Below are 14,260 nucleotides of genomic sequence, written 5' to 3'. Positions count from 1 at the left end.
TCAATGTCCATCAGGCCGGCACTTCTGGGTTATGGCGGGAACTTCTCGTTCGGCCGGACCGCCTATCCGCGTGGCGGCGAATTCCGTGTGACCGGACGGCCCTATGCCTGCCTGCTGCTGCTGGAAGCCGGTATGATGCGCACCGTCATCGACCGCCAGGAGCGCACGCTGCATGCCGGCGAATGCGGTCTTTTCATCAACAGGACAGGCCGCTGCGCCCATTATGCGCCGCGCAGCACCGTCTTGTGGTGCGAGACCCCGTTATCGGTCGCGCCGCCGCCCGAGGCCGCGAACGACTCACTGGGCCAGCGGGTGCAGGCCTCCGTCCGGCTCAAGACCCTGTTTCGCGAGGGCCTGGCCTGCGGCACGCTGAGTTCGCCCGCCACCGACATCCTGCGCAACGCGCTCGGCGAGGCCTTGCTCGCCGCGTGGCGCATCGAGGCCGGATTGGACATCGCAGGTCATCTCCCTGCCCCGCTGCTGGCCGCGCGCGACTACATCGCCCGCCATTATGCCGAAAAACCGGCCCTGAACCGCCTCGCCGCGATCGCGAACGTCACGCCTGCCCATCTTATCGCTCTGTTCCGCCGCCATCTCGGCACCACGCCGATGCGCCATCTGCGCGAGGTCCGGGCCCAGGCGGCGGCGCGGCTGATCCGGCACACGGACATGACGCTGGCCGACATCGCGGAACTGACAGGCTACGGCACCGGCTTTCACCTCTCCCGCGAGGTGCGCCTGCTGGTGGGCCTCAGCCCCCGGCTGCTGCGCCGGCGCGGCATCCGTGAACCCGGCTCCTTCGAAAATGGCGACGGCGTGCGCATCCAGAGCGATGCACCCGCCGGGTCTGCCGCCCCTTTGCCCATGAAAGGTTCCCGCCCCATGTCTCCGCTCATTCCCGTCATCGACATCGCCCCCCTGCGCAACGGCGACGACGCCAGCCGCACTGACGCGGCGGCCGCCATTGGCAAGGCCTGTCGCGAGACCGGCTTCTTCTACATCACCGGCCACGGTGTCGCGCTGGAGACGGTCGCCGCGCTGTTCGCGGCGTCCCGCGCCTTCTTCAGCCAGCCCATCGAAACCAAGGATCGCCTTGCCATGCATCGGGTGGGCCGCAATCGCGGCTATGTCGGACTGGGCGTCGAACGGCTCGACACGACCGCGCTGCCCGACCGCAAGGAGGCCTTCAATATCAGTCCCGCCGAGCCCGGCCAGGATGCATGGCCGGACCTGCCCGGCTGGCGGGCGTTGATGACGCGGTATTTCGAAACCTGCCTGGACCTCGGTGCCGCCCTGCATCGCGGCTTCGCGCGCGATCTCGGCGTGGCGGAGGATTTCTTCGCCGATAAATTCAGGAACCCGATGGCGACCCTGCGGCTGCTGCGCTACCCGGCGCCGTCCGATACCGCAACCGATGCGCCGGGTGCGGGGGCGCATACCGATTACGGCAACGTCACCATCCTCGCCGTCAACGGTGTCTCGGGCCTGCAGGTCCGTCCGCGTGGGGGCGAGTGGACGGATGCCCCGCTGATCCCGGGCACCTTCATCTGCAATATTGGCGACTGCCTGATGCGCTGGAGCAACGACGTCTATGTCTCCACCCCGCATCGGGTCCTGCGCCCGGCGGCGGAACGATATGCCATCGCCTTCTTCCTCGATCCCGACGCGGACGCCGTCGTCGAGCCGATCGTGAGCCTTGCGGGCGATACGCCGCACTATCCCCCCGTCACCGGCCATGATTATCTCCAAGAACGATTGCAGGCGACATACGGCCACCGTTCCTGATGGCGGGCTGAATCCAGGAAACGCCTGCCAACCGGTGTAACGATCATGGACCCGCAGATTGCCGAACGTGTCGCATCGATCCTGAACTGGACCCCGCACGCTCTGTCGCGCATCGTCGGCGGCTATACCCTGGCCGCGCGATACCGGGTCGAGGCTGCGGGCAAGAGCGCGTTCGTAAAGATCGCGACCAATAGCGAGACATCATCCGCATTGCGCAAGGAAGCCCTGGCCTATCAGACGGTGGACGTGTCATTTCGTCCGGCACTCATCGGCTTCCAGGACGACGAGACACACCCGATATTAGTGACGGAAGATCTGTCCGGCTGCTTTGTCACCCCGCCATGGAATACGAAGACGATCGAGAGCGCCCTGTGTCTTGTCGAGCGTCTGCACGCTTCCCCGGCGGCGCTGCGTCCCTACCGCGACATCCATGGCGACACCGGGGCCGGATGGACCCTCGTCCAGCACGACCCGCAGCCGTTCCTGAGGCTGGGCATTGCCTCGCCTGCCTGGCTGTGCCGCGCCTTGCCTGAATTGCTGGCAGCGGAAGCCTGTTGCGTCACGTCGGGTTCCGCGGCCTGCCATTATGATATTCGTAGCGACAATCTCGCCTTCCCGGCGGACGGAGCGAAGCTGGTCGACTGGTCGGAGGCCTGCCTGTCCAACCCGCGCCTCGATCTGGGCTTCTGGCTGCCGAGCCTTGCCAGCGAAGGCGGGCCTGTTCCCGAGGCGCTATTGCCCGATGCGCCGGAGATCGCCGCATGGGTTTCGGGCTACTTCGCCGCGCGCGCCGGCCTGCCCGTCATTCCGCACGCGCCACGGGTACGGCTGGTGCAGCGGCGACAGCTCGTCACCGCGCTTGCGTGGGCGCAGCGGGCCCTGCGTCTGCCGACGCTGTAGCCGGAATTCCAGTACGCGCGACGATCCAGTCTTCCACTGTTTGCAAGGCGATCGGGGCAATGGTCTCCCTTATCGTCCCATATTCGGCGGGCAGCCCCGTATCGGCTGTCTGAAACAGGTGGTTCAGCCCCGGCAACTCCCGCACTGTCGCGTCGTGATCGTTCCGCAGGGCGGTCCTGATGGTCTCCAGATTGGTGTTCGCTTCCACCTGAATGTCTTTCGATCCCCCCAATGCCAGCACCGGGCAGCGTATCTTTTCCAGATCCGTGCGGGGATCATAGGCCAGGAACCAGCGAAACCACGGTGATGCGACAACCCGGATCGCGGGCGGCACGGTGTCGGACGGATGCCCCTGCGCGGTGGTGACCGCTTGCCATGCCTTCAGTAACGCGGCGTCGGCTTCCTTCTGATCCCGTGTGGTTCTGACCGCGTCATAGAGTGTCCGCATCGTCGCCACCGACTGGTCCACTTCCGCGTCGGGCACGCCTGTCGCCTGTTCAAGCTGGCGTTTCTGCTGGAGAAGAAGCTGCTCCCCCGGTTCGCCGGAGCCTGCGAGCATGACAACAAAGCTGATCGCCGGGTCACGGGCCGCGAGCAGTGCGGCGATGATCGCGCCCTCGCTATGGCCCATCACCCCGATGCGGTGCGGGTCGACAGCCGCGCGGGATCGCAGGAAGGCCACCCCTGCCGCGGCATCTCCCGCGAAATCGGCCGTGGTCGCCCTGGCCACCTCCCCCGTCGATCCGCCGGTCTGCCGGTCATCGACACGCAGCACCGCAATGCCCCGCCTTGTCAGCCCATCCGCCCAGAGCAGGAACGGCTTATGGCCGAACAGAGTCTCGTCCCGGTCCTGCAAGCCCGACCCCGTGACCAGCAGCACCGCCGGAAACGGGCCGGCCCCGGCGGGCAGGGTCAAGGTGCCAGCCAGATGGGCATGGCCCGCGTCATTGTCGTAGGCGACGTCCTCGCTCCGATAAGGAAAGGGCGGGTGCGGCGTTTGCGGGCGTGGGTCGGCTCGATCGGTGGCCGTCCGCCCGCGCCGCATCGTCAGCGGCAAGGCACCTGCCCCCTGCGACCACGTTCCGCTCAGGGTCTGGCCATTCTGTGAAAGGGTCGCGTCATAGCCCGCCGGGGGAGCCGCGAGCCGGATCGCCACTGCCCTTCCCTGCTGCGTGACGGCCTGCGCGTGCAGGCCCAGCGCGCCCTGGCTCGGACTATCCAGGGTGGCTGCCCAATGCCCGGCCGAACCGGTGACATGCAGGACAAGCGGAATGCCATGGCCGGGCAGCGGTGCCAATACGCCCACCCAGTCGCCCGAAAGGGTCGGTTCCGGCCCGGCAGCCCATGCCATGGCGGGGAGGAATGGCAACAAGCCGGCGGCGATCAACCACGCCTTTGCTCCCCGCATTGTCGGTGCCTTCCCCCTGCTTTTCTTCAGCGTCAAAGCCTATCGGTTGGCAGGAGACCGCGTCAAACCGTGTCCGAGGATCAGAACTCCTCGTAACGTGCAGGGTCCTGATCGAACGTCCGGCCATCGGGCCGTGCCAGCGTGGCGATTTCCGCCATGTCTTCGGCGCTCAGTTCGAAATCGAACACCGAAAGGTTCTCGACCTGCCGCGCGGGGCTGGCGGCCTTGGGCAACGATACGGCGCCGAGTTGCACGTGCCAGCGCAGGATCACCTGGGCCGTCGTCCGCTGGACCCGCTCGGCGACCTTCTGGATGACCGGGTCCTGCATCAGGTGATTGGCGCGGCCGAGCGGGCTCCAGGCTTCGGTCACGATGCCGAGCGACCTGTCGAAGGCCAGTTGTTCATGCTGCGGAAAATACGGGTGCAGTTCGACCTGGTTGAGGACCGGGGTCACGCCGCTGTCCGCGATGATCCGCTTGAGATGCTCCGGCAGGAAATTGCAGACGCCGATCGAGCGCACGAGCCCGCGCCTGCGTGCCTCGACCAACGCGCTCCAGGCTTCGGAATAGAGATTCTTGCTGGGGTTCGGCCAGTGGATCAGATAGAGATCGTAATAATCGAGCTGCGCGCGATAGAGCGATTCCTCGACCGTGGCGATGGCCTCGTCGAAATGGTGGTGCCGGCCCGGCAGTTTCGAGGTGACGATCAGGTCCTGGCGCGGCACGCCGGCCTTGCGGATCGCGGCGCCGACCGCGCCTTCATTTTCGTAATTGAAAGCGGAATCCAGCAGGCGGTAGCCATTGCGAATGGCGGAGACCATTCCCTCGACGCCGGATGAACCGTTCAGCTTGTAGGTCCCGAAGCCGATGGCCGGAATGGAGCTGCCGTCGTTCAGTTTCAGCTCGGGGACAGCAATCTTGCTCATTCAGAAACTCCTTGCGCGTATCGGTTCATAAGGCGGACGCCACGGGGGCCTTCCGTTGCTAACGGGTGAACGGAAACGCCGTTCCCCCTTGAGCGGGGCCTCGCGCATCTTGACAGAGGCATGGTCACCCTGAAGGCATGCGTCATGAACGCCCTCGGTCTTTTCGCCATCCTCACGACGCTGTCCACCCTGTTCGGTATTGTCAACCACCGGACGCTGCGCCTGCCGATGACGATCGGGGTGCTGGTGATCTCGCTGGCCGTGTCGCTGGTGATCATGGCGCTGGACCCGCTGTTTCCGTCCCACGACCTGCATCTGATCCCCCGCTCGCTGCTGGGGGCGATCGACCTGCCCCGGACCCTGCTGGACGGCGCGCTGTCGCTGCTGCTGTTCGCGGGCGCGATGCAGGTCGATCTGCACCACATGCTCTCGCGCATCGTCTCCGTCGCCGCGCTGGCGGTGCTGGGCACGATCTTCGCGGTCGGATTGCTCGCCGTGTCCGCCTGGTGCGTCTTTCCGCTGGTCGGGGTGCCGGTGCCGTTCGTATGGTGCGTGGTGCTGGGGGCGATCCTGGCGCCGACCGATCCGGTATCGGTGGTCGGCATGCTGCGGCGGCTGGGGCTGCCGGCGCCGTTGCAGGCGATCTTCGCGGGGGAAAGCCTGTTCAACGACGGCGTCGGGGTCGTGATTTTCGGCGTCACGATCGGGCTGGCGACCGGTGAGGTCGCGTCGGTCTCGGGGGCCGATATCGCGACCAGTTTCCTGCTTCAGGCCGTCGGCGGCGGTCTGCTGGGCGCGCTGACGGGCTGGGTCGCGCTGCGCCTCGTCCGGGGGGTGGATGACGCGCATATCGCCCTTCTGGCGACACTCTCCCTGGCCTCCGGCACGTTCGCGTTGGCCAATGCCCTCCATATGTCCGGACCGATCGCCGTGGTCGTGGCCGGCATGAGCCTGGGCACACGCCATGGCCATGCCGCGATACAGGACCACGCGCGCACCGAACTCCTGGCATTCTGGTCGATGGTCGACGAGGTGCTGAACGCCCTGCTCTTCCTGCTGATCGGTTTCGAGATCCTGGAGATCACGCCGCGTCTTTCGGCGCTGCTCGCGACGCTGGCCGTCATTCCGCTGTCGATCGCGGCGCGCGGGCTGAGCGTGCTGTGCGCGACGCTGCCGGTCTATCTGCGCAATCGCGATCGCTGGCGGGCGCTTGTCGTTCTGACATGGGGTGGCCTGCGGGGCGGGATTTCGGTCTCGCTGGCATTGGGCCTGCCGGCCGGTGCGTTGCGCGACACGCTGCTGCCCGTCTGTTACGGTGTCGTGGTGTTTACCATTCTCGTACAGGGGCTGACGATGGAACGCCTGGTCGGGCGCCTGTATCGCCCGGTTGCGGCCGGCGCGGACGAAGCCTGAGCGGAATATTCCGCCGACACGGCCCAGGCGCGCGCGTCGCGGGGTTGCCCCCCGTGGACCGGGCGTCTACAGCGTGTGCCCAGAACTCTATCCTGTTGTTTAAAGTGTATATTTTTATTCCGGAATGAACGGGATGCCTAGTCGGGCCGAGAGCCTGATCCGGCGGGGGCGTGTGTTTGCGCATCGGAGAACGGGGTCATGACGAAGGCCATGCAGAGCATCTTCCGCCATTCCCGGGCCCGACTGCGGTTGGCGCTGGCCCTCTCCGGCGTGGCCGTCCTCCCCGGCGGCGTGGCCGATGCCCGCGCCGACACGATCCAGGACTGGTGGCACGATGTCACCCTGCATGGCCAGATCGAGGGCGGAATCAGCGCCAACCCCGCCCGGCCGGCGAACGGCAATAATTTCGGCGCATTCATGGGCGACCACGCCAATCAGGCGCAACTCGACCAGATCACCCTGACCGTGGCACGGGCGGTGGACCACAGCGCGTCCACCTATCAAATAGGCTTCGGGATCAAGGCCCTGTACGGCGCCGACGCCCGCTATTACGAAATCGCGGGCATTACCGACCGGATGATGAGCGGGCGCTACCAGTTCATTCCCTCCGAGGCCCATCTGGACCTGCATCTGCCCTGGCTGACGCGCCACGGGCTGGACATGCAGGCCGGCATCCTGGGCTCGCCGATGGGAGTGGAAACGCTCGACCCGGCCACCCGCCCCTTCTACACGCTGGCCTACACCACCGAATATTCCACGCCGTTCGAGCATGTCGGCGCGATGTTTCAATGGCATGCCACCGAGCGGTTCGACGTGCTGTTCGGGGTCGATACCGGCAACCAGGTCTCGTTCGGTCGCGGCGACAACAACAATGCTGCCGCCGGTTATTTCGGGCTTTCGGGCAACGGGTTCGCGGGGGGGCGCCTGTCCTTCACCTATCTGGGCCGCGCGGGGCCGGAGAACGCCGTGCGTGCGTTGGGGAACCGGGCCAACAGCGCGCAGCGGTTCTGGAACGATCTGGACGTCACCTATAAAATCAGTAACCGCCTGTCGGTGACCGGCGAGTTCAACGCGCTGCATGACGACGGCATACGGGCCGATACCTACAGTTTCGTCAGTTTCCTGAGTTATGAGGTCACGCCGTCGCTGACATTCAATTATCGGGGCGAGATCTATCGCGACAATACCGGGCTGGTCGTGACCAGCTTCCTCGACAACAACGCCTATATGCGTTCCACGCTCGGCCAGCCGGCCGATACGCAATCCGCCCCGCCGACGACTTACGGCGCGCTGACGCTGGGCCTGACCTGGCATCCGTCGCTCGGCCATGGTGTCAGCCTGTTCGAAATCCGGCCGGAAATCCGTTTCGATCGCTCGCTGAGCAATACGACCCCGTTCAACGACCTGCGGAATGCCGGCATGTTCACGTTCGGCGGGGATGCCGTGCTCGGCTTCTGACCTGATCAACAGGGTGGGGAGAAGGACAATCCCCCTCCTCCCCCGACATCGTTCCGGCTCCGTCAGAGCTGAACGTCTCCCTCGCTTTCCTTCACCTTCGGCGTGTCATCGTCGTGGTCGTCATGGTCACCGCCATCGACCGTGATGGAGCCGATTCCGCTGACCTCTTTGGTCAGCGACGCCGGCTTGCGGGTCAGGTTCACCGCGCCCACGCCACTAAGGCGGACAGAAGCATGCCCGCTCGGCCCGATGCTGACATGGCCGGCGCCCGAGATCCCGATATCCGCGTCACGCACGACCATGTCCGACAGATTGGCCTGCGCCGCGCCCGCGACCTTCAGCACCACCATGTCCGCCTTACCGTGCCCGGTCACGCTCCCTGCCCCCTCCACCGTCAGGGACAGATGATCCACCGCCACGTCGTTCAGCGTCAGCGACCCGGCGGAGCGCAGGGTTATCATCTTCAGGGCCGGGGCCGTGACCACGATCTGGAGATGGCGGTTGTGCCAGTGATGATGCGAAACATGGTCGATGGAGAGTTCGTCGCCATCCAGTTTCACCCGGTCCACGAGATCGCGGGCCCCGGTAACCGTGATGCCGGCCGCCGGTCCCTGCGTATAGACGATGCTGGCCGGAAGTTCGAAGGTCAGCGCCTCGCCGCCCTTCCAGTCCAGCTTGCGCGAGACCGCCGGCGCCGCTGGCGTGCCGCCGTCGTCGTCGTCCAGCAGGTCCCATCCCGACACATTCCACGATATGGGGCCGCGCACGGCCGCCACGGCGAAGCAGGTCATCGACAGAAACGCGCCGCCGACCGCCACCAATATAAGTCCACGAATCATGGCTTTCTCCTCGCGCGCACCGGCGCAGTTGGAAATGTTCCGTCAGTCGCGCAGCGGGGCATTGCTGCCCCTTGCGATCAGCCGGTAGTGGGCCCGCCCGTAGCGGACCAGCAAATTGACCAACCCGATGGTGAACAGGATGCAGGCGGCCGTCAGCGCGGCGCCGCCGCTCATGACGCCCATGCTCAGCAGCCCGGCCTGCAACCGGTCGCCGGCAAAGCCGGGGAGATTGGTGATGAATGCAAACGGCAGCATCAGCCCCCCGCCCAGTGCGGTGACGAGCCCGACCAGCAGGAAGGCGAACAGCGTGCTCACCACGCTGACCAGCACCGGCAGGACGACGAACAGGTCCAGCGCCGCCAGCCCGATAATCCCCACGATCACGCCCAGTGCGGCAGCCAGGCTGCGCTCGTCCTCCCACCGGCGCAGGCCGGCTTCGGCGCGCAGTTCCCGTGCCAGGCGCGCGGGGTCGCCCAGCGAGGCGGCGACATCGGCATCGCTGCGGCCGGCCGCGCGGCCGGCATCGAAATGCCCTTCGTAGTCGGCAATGATGTCGTCGATGGCCGGTCGCGGCAGCCCCCAGAGGCCGCTCCTCAGCCTCCGGAGAAACGAATCCCGCTCATTCATGATGTCTTCTCCAGATCCAGTTCCAGAATGGCGGCGACGGCGCGCGTAAAGTCGGTCCAGGCCGCTTTCTGGGCATTGAGGTTTTTTCGGCCGCCTTCGGTCAGGCGATAATATTTTCGCGGGGGGCCGGATGATGATTCGACCAGGTAAGTGGAAACCAGCCCGTCCTTCTGCATCCGGCGCATCAGGGGGTAGATCGTTCCCTCACCCATATCGATGGCGGCGGACAGACGGCTGGCGATGTCGTAGCCGTAGGAGTCCGACCGCGCGAGGAGTGCGAGAACACAGAGTTCCAGCACCCCCTTCTTGAACTGGACGAGATTGCTGTCCACGACGCCTCGATCCTTGAATGGGCTCCGCACCGCACGGAACCTGTGTATGCAAGGTAGCCATCATTAGCCGGTTCCTTGCAATAGTTTTTTATGGCGATCGAGAATTTGGACACAAAAAAAGCCGGACAAGCCGGCTGAGTTTGTTGCGTTAAAACGTAAGAAGAATATTTTAATAATATGTTTTTAAAACAGATTATTATTCATTCGATCAGGGTCGCGTCTGCGTGGCGCGCATCCGCTCCAGCACGCGCTGATCGGTGCGCTCGAAGCACAGCGGCGTAACGGAGACCTTTCCGGACAGAACGGTCGCGGTCTCGGTTCCTTCGTCATCGGTCGTGGATGACCTGGTCAGGCTCAGCCAGTGATAGGCGCCGTTGCGCGGATCGGTGCGCGCCGTGATCGAGGCGCCGCCCAGCAGGCCCGCTCCCTGGCTGGTCAGCACCGGCCCACCCGCCTGCTCGGGCGGACGATCCGGGAAGTTGATGTTCAGGCAGGCATCGCGTGCCCAGTCGAGCCGCACCATCTCGCGGATGACGGACGGCGCCAGGGCCCGCGCCGTCGCCCAGCGTACCGGCTGGTCGCGGGTGAAAAGCTGGCTCAGCGCGATCGAGGGGATACCCAGCAGCAATCCGGTCATTGCGGCGCCCACCGTTCCCGAAAATACCGTCTCCATTCCCAGGTTGGCGCCGCGATTGACGCCGGACAGGATCAGGTCCGGCGGCTGGTCGGCCATCAGGTGGCTCACGCCCATCACCACGCAGTCGCCCGGCGTACCCGTGACGCCATAGCGCCGCTCCCCCCGCTGGCCGACCCGTAGCGGATCATGCAGGCTGAGCGCGTGGGAGGTGCCGCTCTGGTCGCGTTCCGGCGCCACCACCCAGATTTCGGGGGCCAGGGTCGCGGCGATCTCGACCAGCGTGGCCAGCCCCGGCGCGTCGATGCCGTCATCGTTGGTCAGAAGAATCCGCCGCGCGATAAAATCGCCATCCACCATGTCACGTTCCCGATCGGCGACCGTCGCGCGTGGCGGCGATGGCGCGTCTGTTGCCTGTCGGGCCGGAGCGCCCGGCCGCTCCGCCCTGCCTATCACCGCAATGGCGGGACGGAAACGGGGCGCGGCCCGGTCAGTCGCCGTAGGCGGCCGCGCCCGTCAGCACTTCCAGGCCCGCCGACAGGTCGGCGATCAGGTCCTCGGGGTTTTCCAGCCCGATATGCAGGCGGAACGCCGGGCCGCAATCAGGCGCATCGGACGTGCAGGTGCGCACCACGCCGCCGGTCGTGGGCAGGACCAGGCTTTCATAGCCGCCCCACGACGCCCCGATCCCGAACAGGGTCAGGGAGTCGATCATGGCGACCATCGCCTCCTGGCTGTAGTCCGGCCGGAACACCACGCCGAACAAGGCCGAGGCACCGCTGAAATCGCGCCGCCAGAGCTCATGCCCGGGGCAGGATGGCAGCGCCGGATGCAGCACGCGCGCGACTTCCGGCCGGTCGGCCAGCCACAGCGCCACGTCGATCGCGCTGCGCGACTGGCGCTCCAGCCGGGCGCCCATGGTGCGCAGGCCGCGCAGGGTCAGCCAGCAATCGTCGGGGCCGGCCACCTGCCCAAGCTGGATGCAGGTGTCGCGTAGCACATGCCAATCCTGCTCGTCCGCCACCGAGACCGCGCCGATGATGCTGTCCGAATGGCCGGCCGGATATTTGGTCAGCGCCTGCACCGCGATATCGACCCCATGATCGAACGGGCGGAAGATGCCCACGCCCCAGGTATTGTCCAGCATCAGCCGCGCGCCGTGCTCGTGCGCGACATCGGCGATCATGCGGACATCCTGGACCTCGAACGTATGGCTGCCCGGGCTCTCGGCGACCACGACCTGGGTATTGGGCCGCATCATCGCCCGCAGCCCCTCGGCATCGGTCAGGGGCGGGTAATAGGTTGTCTCCACCCCGAAGCGCCGCAGCACCGTATTGGCGAAGCGCCTTGTCGGGCCATAGACCGAGTCCGGAATCAGGCAATGGCCGTTCTTGCCCAGAAATGCCAGCAGCGGCGTGGTGCAGGCGGCAAGGCCCGACGACACGATCTGGGTATGCCGCGCACCCTCGATCGCCGCGATCGCGGCTTCGAGCTCATGCTGGATCGGCGTGCCCATGGCGCCATAGATCAGTTCGTGATCATAGCGCCTGGTACCGTTGCGGTTCATGTCCGCGACGGTCGGGAACAGCACCGTCGAGCCGCGCGTGGGCGGCTGGTTGACCAGGGTGCCGCGCGCATCGGGCGGCAGGTCGCGGGCCAGGTGAACCAGAAGGGTGCCCATCTCGCGCCACCCGCGCGATACGGCCTGATGCAGGGCGTCGCGGTCCGTCACGAAACGGCGCCCCGTCCCGGCCCGGTTTCCACCGGCGCGCCGGGCGTCGAGCCCCATTCGGCCCACGAGCCGTCATAGAGCGCATCGCCCGTGCGGCCGCAGATCGCCAGCCCCAGCGACAGCACCGCCGCCGTCATGCCGGAGCCGCAACTGGTGATGACCCGCCGATCCTCGGTCACGCCAGCCTCGGCAAAGCGCGCCTGCAACGCTTCGTGCGGCAGGAAGGCGCGATTTTCGTCCAGAAGCATGCCGAACGGCAGGTTGCGCGCGCCCGGCATATGGCCCGACACCACACCCGGCCGGGGCTCCGCCACCTCTCCCGTGAAGCGCCCATGGGCTCGCGCATCGAGAATCAGCCGGTCGCCATGCCGCACATGGTCGCGCATGTCACCCAACCCCGCGACCAGCCTGAAGCGTGGCGCCGGGCGAAAGGCGCCAACCTGCACGGCCTGTACGGGGCCTTCCTCGACCGGGCCGCCGGCACGTTGCCAGGCCGGCAGGCCGCCATCCAGCACCTGCACACGCTCCAGCCCGAACAGGCGGGCCAGCCACCATCCCCGCGCCGCCGATGCCGCGTTGCCCTGATCGTAGAAGACCACATGGGCTGCGTCCGACACGCCCAGCGCCCCCGCCAGCGTCGCAAAACGCGCCTGGGTCGGGATCATGTGCGGCAGAGGGGAGCCTGGGTCGGAAAACTGCTCGATGTCGAAGCGGCGGGCCCCCGGTAGGCGGGCTTCGACGAAACGCCGCGCCGGATCGAACGTCTCACCCGGCAGGGCCATCGTGGCATCGAGCAGCACGAGGTCCGGCGCCGAGAGGATATCCCGCAGCCGCGCGGGCGAGATCAGGGGATGAATGGACGCATGCATCGATAAGGGCCCCATCACGGTTCCATGCTGTCCGGGCCCAGACGGAGCGACGGGGCAGCCGAAGCACGGATCGTCCTTAGCTGAGTGGCTCGGTCCCGATCAACCATCGGTGGCTCGGCGGCCCGCCATGCAGTGCGTGCCCTTTACCATCCCGATGCGGTGCCACATCATCGGAACGGGCCGGATGCGCTCCGGCGTCGCAAGCCATGGCGGGAATGAATGACCGAGCGCATCATGATGGGATTGTTGCTGGGCGGGGTGGCCTTCGGGTGCGGCGCCATCCTCTATCCCTTCATGTCGGCGCTGCTGTGGGCGGCGATCCTGACCTTCGCGACATGGCCGATCTATGTGCGCATCCGCCGGAACACCGGGCCGGCGGTCGGCGCCATCATCATGACGGTGCTGACCACGCTGATCGTCGCCGTGCCGCTGGTGATCGTGGTCAGTTCCAGCATTACCGACCTTCCCGGCACGTTCGAGCGCCTGACCGCCGCGCTGACGTCGATCCACCTGCCCCCGCCCGCATGGCTGTCGCGCATCCCCCTGATCGGCCCGGACCTGACGAACAAATGGACCCAGTGGGCCACCGATCTGGGCCATGCCGAACATATGCTGCTGCCCTATGCCGGCAGTATCGCGCAATCCATTCTCAGCGGCCTGATGCTGGTGGCCAGCGGCCTGGTCCATCTGGGCATGGCCCTGTTCATCGCCTTCTTCTTCTGGCTGGGCGGGGACGCGCTGGGCGGGACGTTCACCGCCGTCATCCGACGCATCGCCGGCGCCTATGCCGACCGGATCATCGGCATCATCGGCCGGACCATCCGCGGCACGGTCTATGGTATCCTGGGCACCGCGATCATCCAGGGCGTGCTGACGGGGCTGGGCTTCGCCATGACCGGCCTGCCGCAACCGGTCCTGTTCGGCATGATCACCGCCGGGGTCGCGGTGCTGCCGGTCGGCGCGCCGCTGATCTGGATTCCGGGGGCGCTGGTGCTGATGCTGACGCATCATCTCTGGCGCGGGATCTGCCTGGTGGCCTTCGGCACCTTCATCATTTCCGGGGCCGATCATGTCATCCGACCGATGTTCATCTCGCGCGGCGCGCAACTGCCTTACCTGCTGACGGTCCTGGGCGTATTGGGCGGGGTCTGGACCTTCGGCGCGCTGGGGATCTTCCTGGGCCCGGTGCTGCTGGGCGTCGGCTATACGCTGACGGCCGAATTCGCTGCCAACGTGCCGGGCCGGGCGAGAGAAGCCGCCCGGATAGAGGAGACCTTCATCGAACCATGAGCATCACGCACCCCTCCCCGCTGCTGCCCCCGCGTCCGGGGCAGCGC

Annotated in this window: 13 protein-coding genes; 5 read left to right on the top strand and 8 right to left on the bottom strand. The window is 66.5% G+C overall.

What is annotated here, in order from left to right:
* Positions 1 to 3: 3 nt before the first annotated feature.
* Together ACMAUO_RS02130 and ACMAUO_RS02125 are read left to right on the top strand one after the other, a co-directional pair.
* On the top strand, positions 4 to 1,785 hold the full coding sequence (locus tag ACMAUO_RS02130; RefSeq protein ID WP_420355347.1) for a 2-oxoglutarate and iron-dependent oxygenase domain-containing protein: 1,782 nt from the start codon (positions 4 to 6) through the stop codon (positions 1,783 to 1,785).
* Between the two features lie 45 nt (positions 1,786 to 1,830).
* The gene (locus ACMAUO_RS02125; RefSeq protein ID WP_420355346.1) at positions 1,831 to 2,685 is read left to right on the top strand and encodes a phosphotransferase; all 855 of its coding nucleotides are present in this window, start codon (positions 1,831 to 1,833) and stop codon (positions 2,683 to 2,685) included.
* Here ACMAUO_RS02125 and ACMAUO_RS02120 read toward each other — a convergent pair.
* Together ACMAUO_RS02120 and ACMAUO_RS02115 are read right to left on the bottom strand one after the other, a co-directional pair.
* Positions 2,636 to 4,093 carry an alpha/beta hydrolase family protein gene (locus ACMAUO_RS02120; protein WP_420355345.1) on the bottom strand — a complete coding sequence of 486 codons (1,458 nt, stop codon included), beginning with the start codon at positions 4,091 to 4,093 and terminating at the stop codon, positions 2,636 to 2,638. The two genes, ACMAUO_RS02125 and ACMAUO_RS02120, sit on opposite strands and share 50 nt — an antisense overlap.
* A gap of 80 nt (positions 4,094 to 4,173) precedes the next feature.
* On the bottom strand, positions 4,174 to 5,019 hold the full coding sequence (locus ACMAUO_RS02115; protein WP_420355344.1) for an aldo/keto reductase: 846 nt from the start codon (positions 5,017 to 5,019) through the stop codon (positions 4,174 to 4,176).
* A 144-nt stretch (positions 5,020 to 5,163) separates the two neighbouring features.
* Here ACMAUO_RS02115 and ACMAUO_RS02110 point away from each other — a divergent pair, with 144 nt between their 5' ends.
* Both ACMAUO_RS02110 and ACMAUO_RS02105 read left to right on the top strand, forming a co-directional pair.
* Positions 5,164 to 6,432: a cation:proton antiporter gene (locus ACMAUO_RS02110; protein WP_420355343.1), complete on the top strand. Its 1,269-nt coding sequence runs from the start codon at positions 5,164 to 5,166 to the stop codon at positions 6,430 to 6,432.
* A 198-nt stretch (positions 6,433 to 6,630) separates the two neighbouring features.
* Positions 6,631 to 7,890, top strand: coding sequence for an outer membrane beta-barrel protein (locus ACMAUO_RS02105; protein WP_420355342.1), 1,260 nt, complete (start codon positions 6,631 to 6,633; stop codon positions 7,888 to 7,890).
* A 62-nt stretch (positions 7,891 to 7,952) separates the two neighbouring features.
* Here the strand turns inward: ACMAUO_RS02105 and ACMAUO_RS02100 are convergent, their stop codons facing one another.
* The 6 genes from ACMAUO_RS02100 to ACMAUO_RS02075 form a co-directional block, all read right to left on the bottom strand.
* Positions 7,953 to 8,729: a GIN domain-containing protein gene (locus ACMAUO_RS02100; RefSeq protein WP_420355341.1), complete on the bottom strand. Its 777-nt coding sequence runs from the start codon at positions 8,727 to 8,729 to the stop codon at positions 7,953 to 7,955.
* Between the two features lie 42 nt (positions 8,730 to 8,771).
* Complete coding sequence (locus ACMAUO_RS02095) at positions 8,772 to 9,356, bottom strand: DUF1700 domain-containing protein (protein ID WP_420355340.1); 585 nt, start codon at positions 9,354 to 9,356, stop codon at positions 8,772 to 8,774.
* Positions 9,353 to 9,688, bottom strand: a complete 336-nt coding sequence (locus ACMAUO_RS02090; RefSeq protein ID WP_114728394.1) for a PadR family transcriptional regulator — start codon at positions 9,686 to 9,688, stop codon at positions 9,353 to 9,355. Before ACMAUO_RS02090 ends, ACMAUO_RS02095 begins: the two co-directional genes overlap by 4 nt.
* 208 nt (positions 9,689 to 9,896) lie before the next feature.
* Positions 9,897 to 10,682 (bottom strand): 5'/3'-nucleotidase SurE, encoded by a 786-nt coding sequence (surE, locus tag ACMAUO_RS02085; protein WP_420355339.1) that lies wholly within the window; start codon positions 10,680 to 10,682, stop codon positions 9,897 to 9,899.
* A 130-nt stretch (positions 10,683 to 10,812) separates the two neighbouring features.
* Positions 10,813 to 12,003, bottom strand: coding sequence for a cystathionine beta-lyase (metC, locus tag ACMAUO_RS02080; RefSeq protein ID WP_420357175.1), 1,191 nt, complete (start codon positions 12,001 to 12,003; stop codon positions 10,813 to 10,815).
* A 47-nt stretch (positions 12,004 to 12,050) separates the two neighbouring features.
* Complete coding sequence (locus tag ACMAUO_RS02075) at positions 12,051 to 12,923, bottom strand: sulfurtransferase (protein WP_420355338.1); 873 nt, start codon at positions 12,921 to 12,923, stop codon at positions 12,051 to 12,053.
* Between the two features lie 219 nt (positions 12,924 to 13,142).
* Between ACMAUO_RS02075 and ACMAUO_RS02070 the strand changes: the two genes are divergently transcribed.
* On the top strand, positions 13,143 to 14,213 hold the full coding sequence (locus ACMAUO_RS02070) for an AI-2E family transporter (protein WP_420355337.1): 1,071 nt from the start codon (positions 13,143 to 13,145) through the stop codon (positions 14,211 to 14,213).
* The last annotated feature ends 47 nt before the right edge of the window (positions 14,214 to 14,260 follow it).

Source organism: Gluconacetobacter brunescens, from assembly GCF_048695475.1.
Taxonomy (GTDB): domain Bacteria; phylum Pseudomonadota; class Alphaproteobacteria; order Acetobacterales; family Acetobacteraceae; genus Gluconacetobacter.
This window is presented reverse-complemented; position numbering and strand designations above follow the sequence as displayed.

Coding starts and splice junctions, on each gene's coding strand:
- ACMAUO_RS02115 (WP_420355344.1), bottom strand. CDS start 5,019: ATGAGCAAGATTGCTGTCCCCGAGCTGAAACTGAACGACGGCAGCTCC.
- ACMAUO_RS02095 (WP_420355340.1), bottom strand. CDS start 9,356: ATGAATGAGCGGGATTCGTTTCTCCGGAGGCTGAGGAGCGGCCTCTGG.
- ACMAUO_RS02105 (WP_420355342.1), top strand. CDS start 6,631: ATGACGAAGGCCATGCAGAGCATCTTCCGCCATTCCCGGGCCCGACTG.
- ACMAUO_RS02125 (WP_420355346.1), top strand. CDS start 1,831: ATGGACCCGCAGATTGCCGAACGTGTCGCATCGATCCTGAACTGGACC.
- ACMAUO_RS02110 (WP_420355343.1), top strand. CDS start 5,164: ATGAACGCCCTCGGTCTTTTCGCCATCCTCACGACGCTGTCCACCCTG.
- metC (WP_420357175.1), bottom strand. CDS start 12,003: ATGGGCACCCTTCTGGTTCACCTGGCCCGCGACCTGCCGCCCGATGCG.
- ACMAUO_RS02130 (WP_420355347.1), top strand. CDS start 4: ATGTCCATCAGGCCGGCACTTCTGGGTTATGGCGGGAACTTCTCGTTC.
- ACMAUO_RS02120 (WP_420355345.1), bottom strand. CDS start 4,093: ATGCGGGGAGCAAAGGCGTGGTTGATCGCCGCCGGCTTGTTGCCATTC.
- ACMAUO_RS02070 (WP_420355337.1), top strand. CDS start 13,143: ATGACCGAGCGCATCATGATGGGATTGTTGCTGGGCGGGGTGGCCTTC.
- ACMAUO_RS02100 (WP_420355341.1), bottom strand. CDS start 8,729: ATGATTCGTGGACTTATATTGGTGGCGGTCGGCGGCGCGTTTCTGTCG.
- ACMAUO_RS02075 (WP_420355338.1), bottom strand. CDS start 12,923: ATGCATGCGTCCATTCATCCCCTGATCTCGCCCGCGCGGCTGCGGGAT.
- surE (WP_420355339.1), bottom strand. CDS start 10,682: ATGGTGGATGGCGATTTTATCGCGCGGCGGATTCTTCTGACCAACGAT.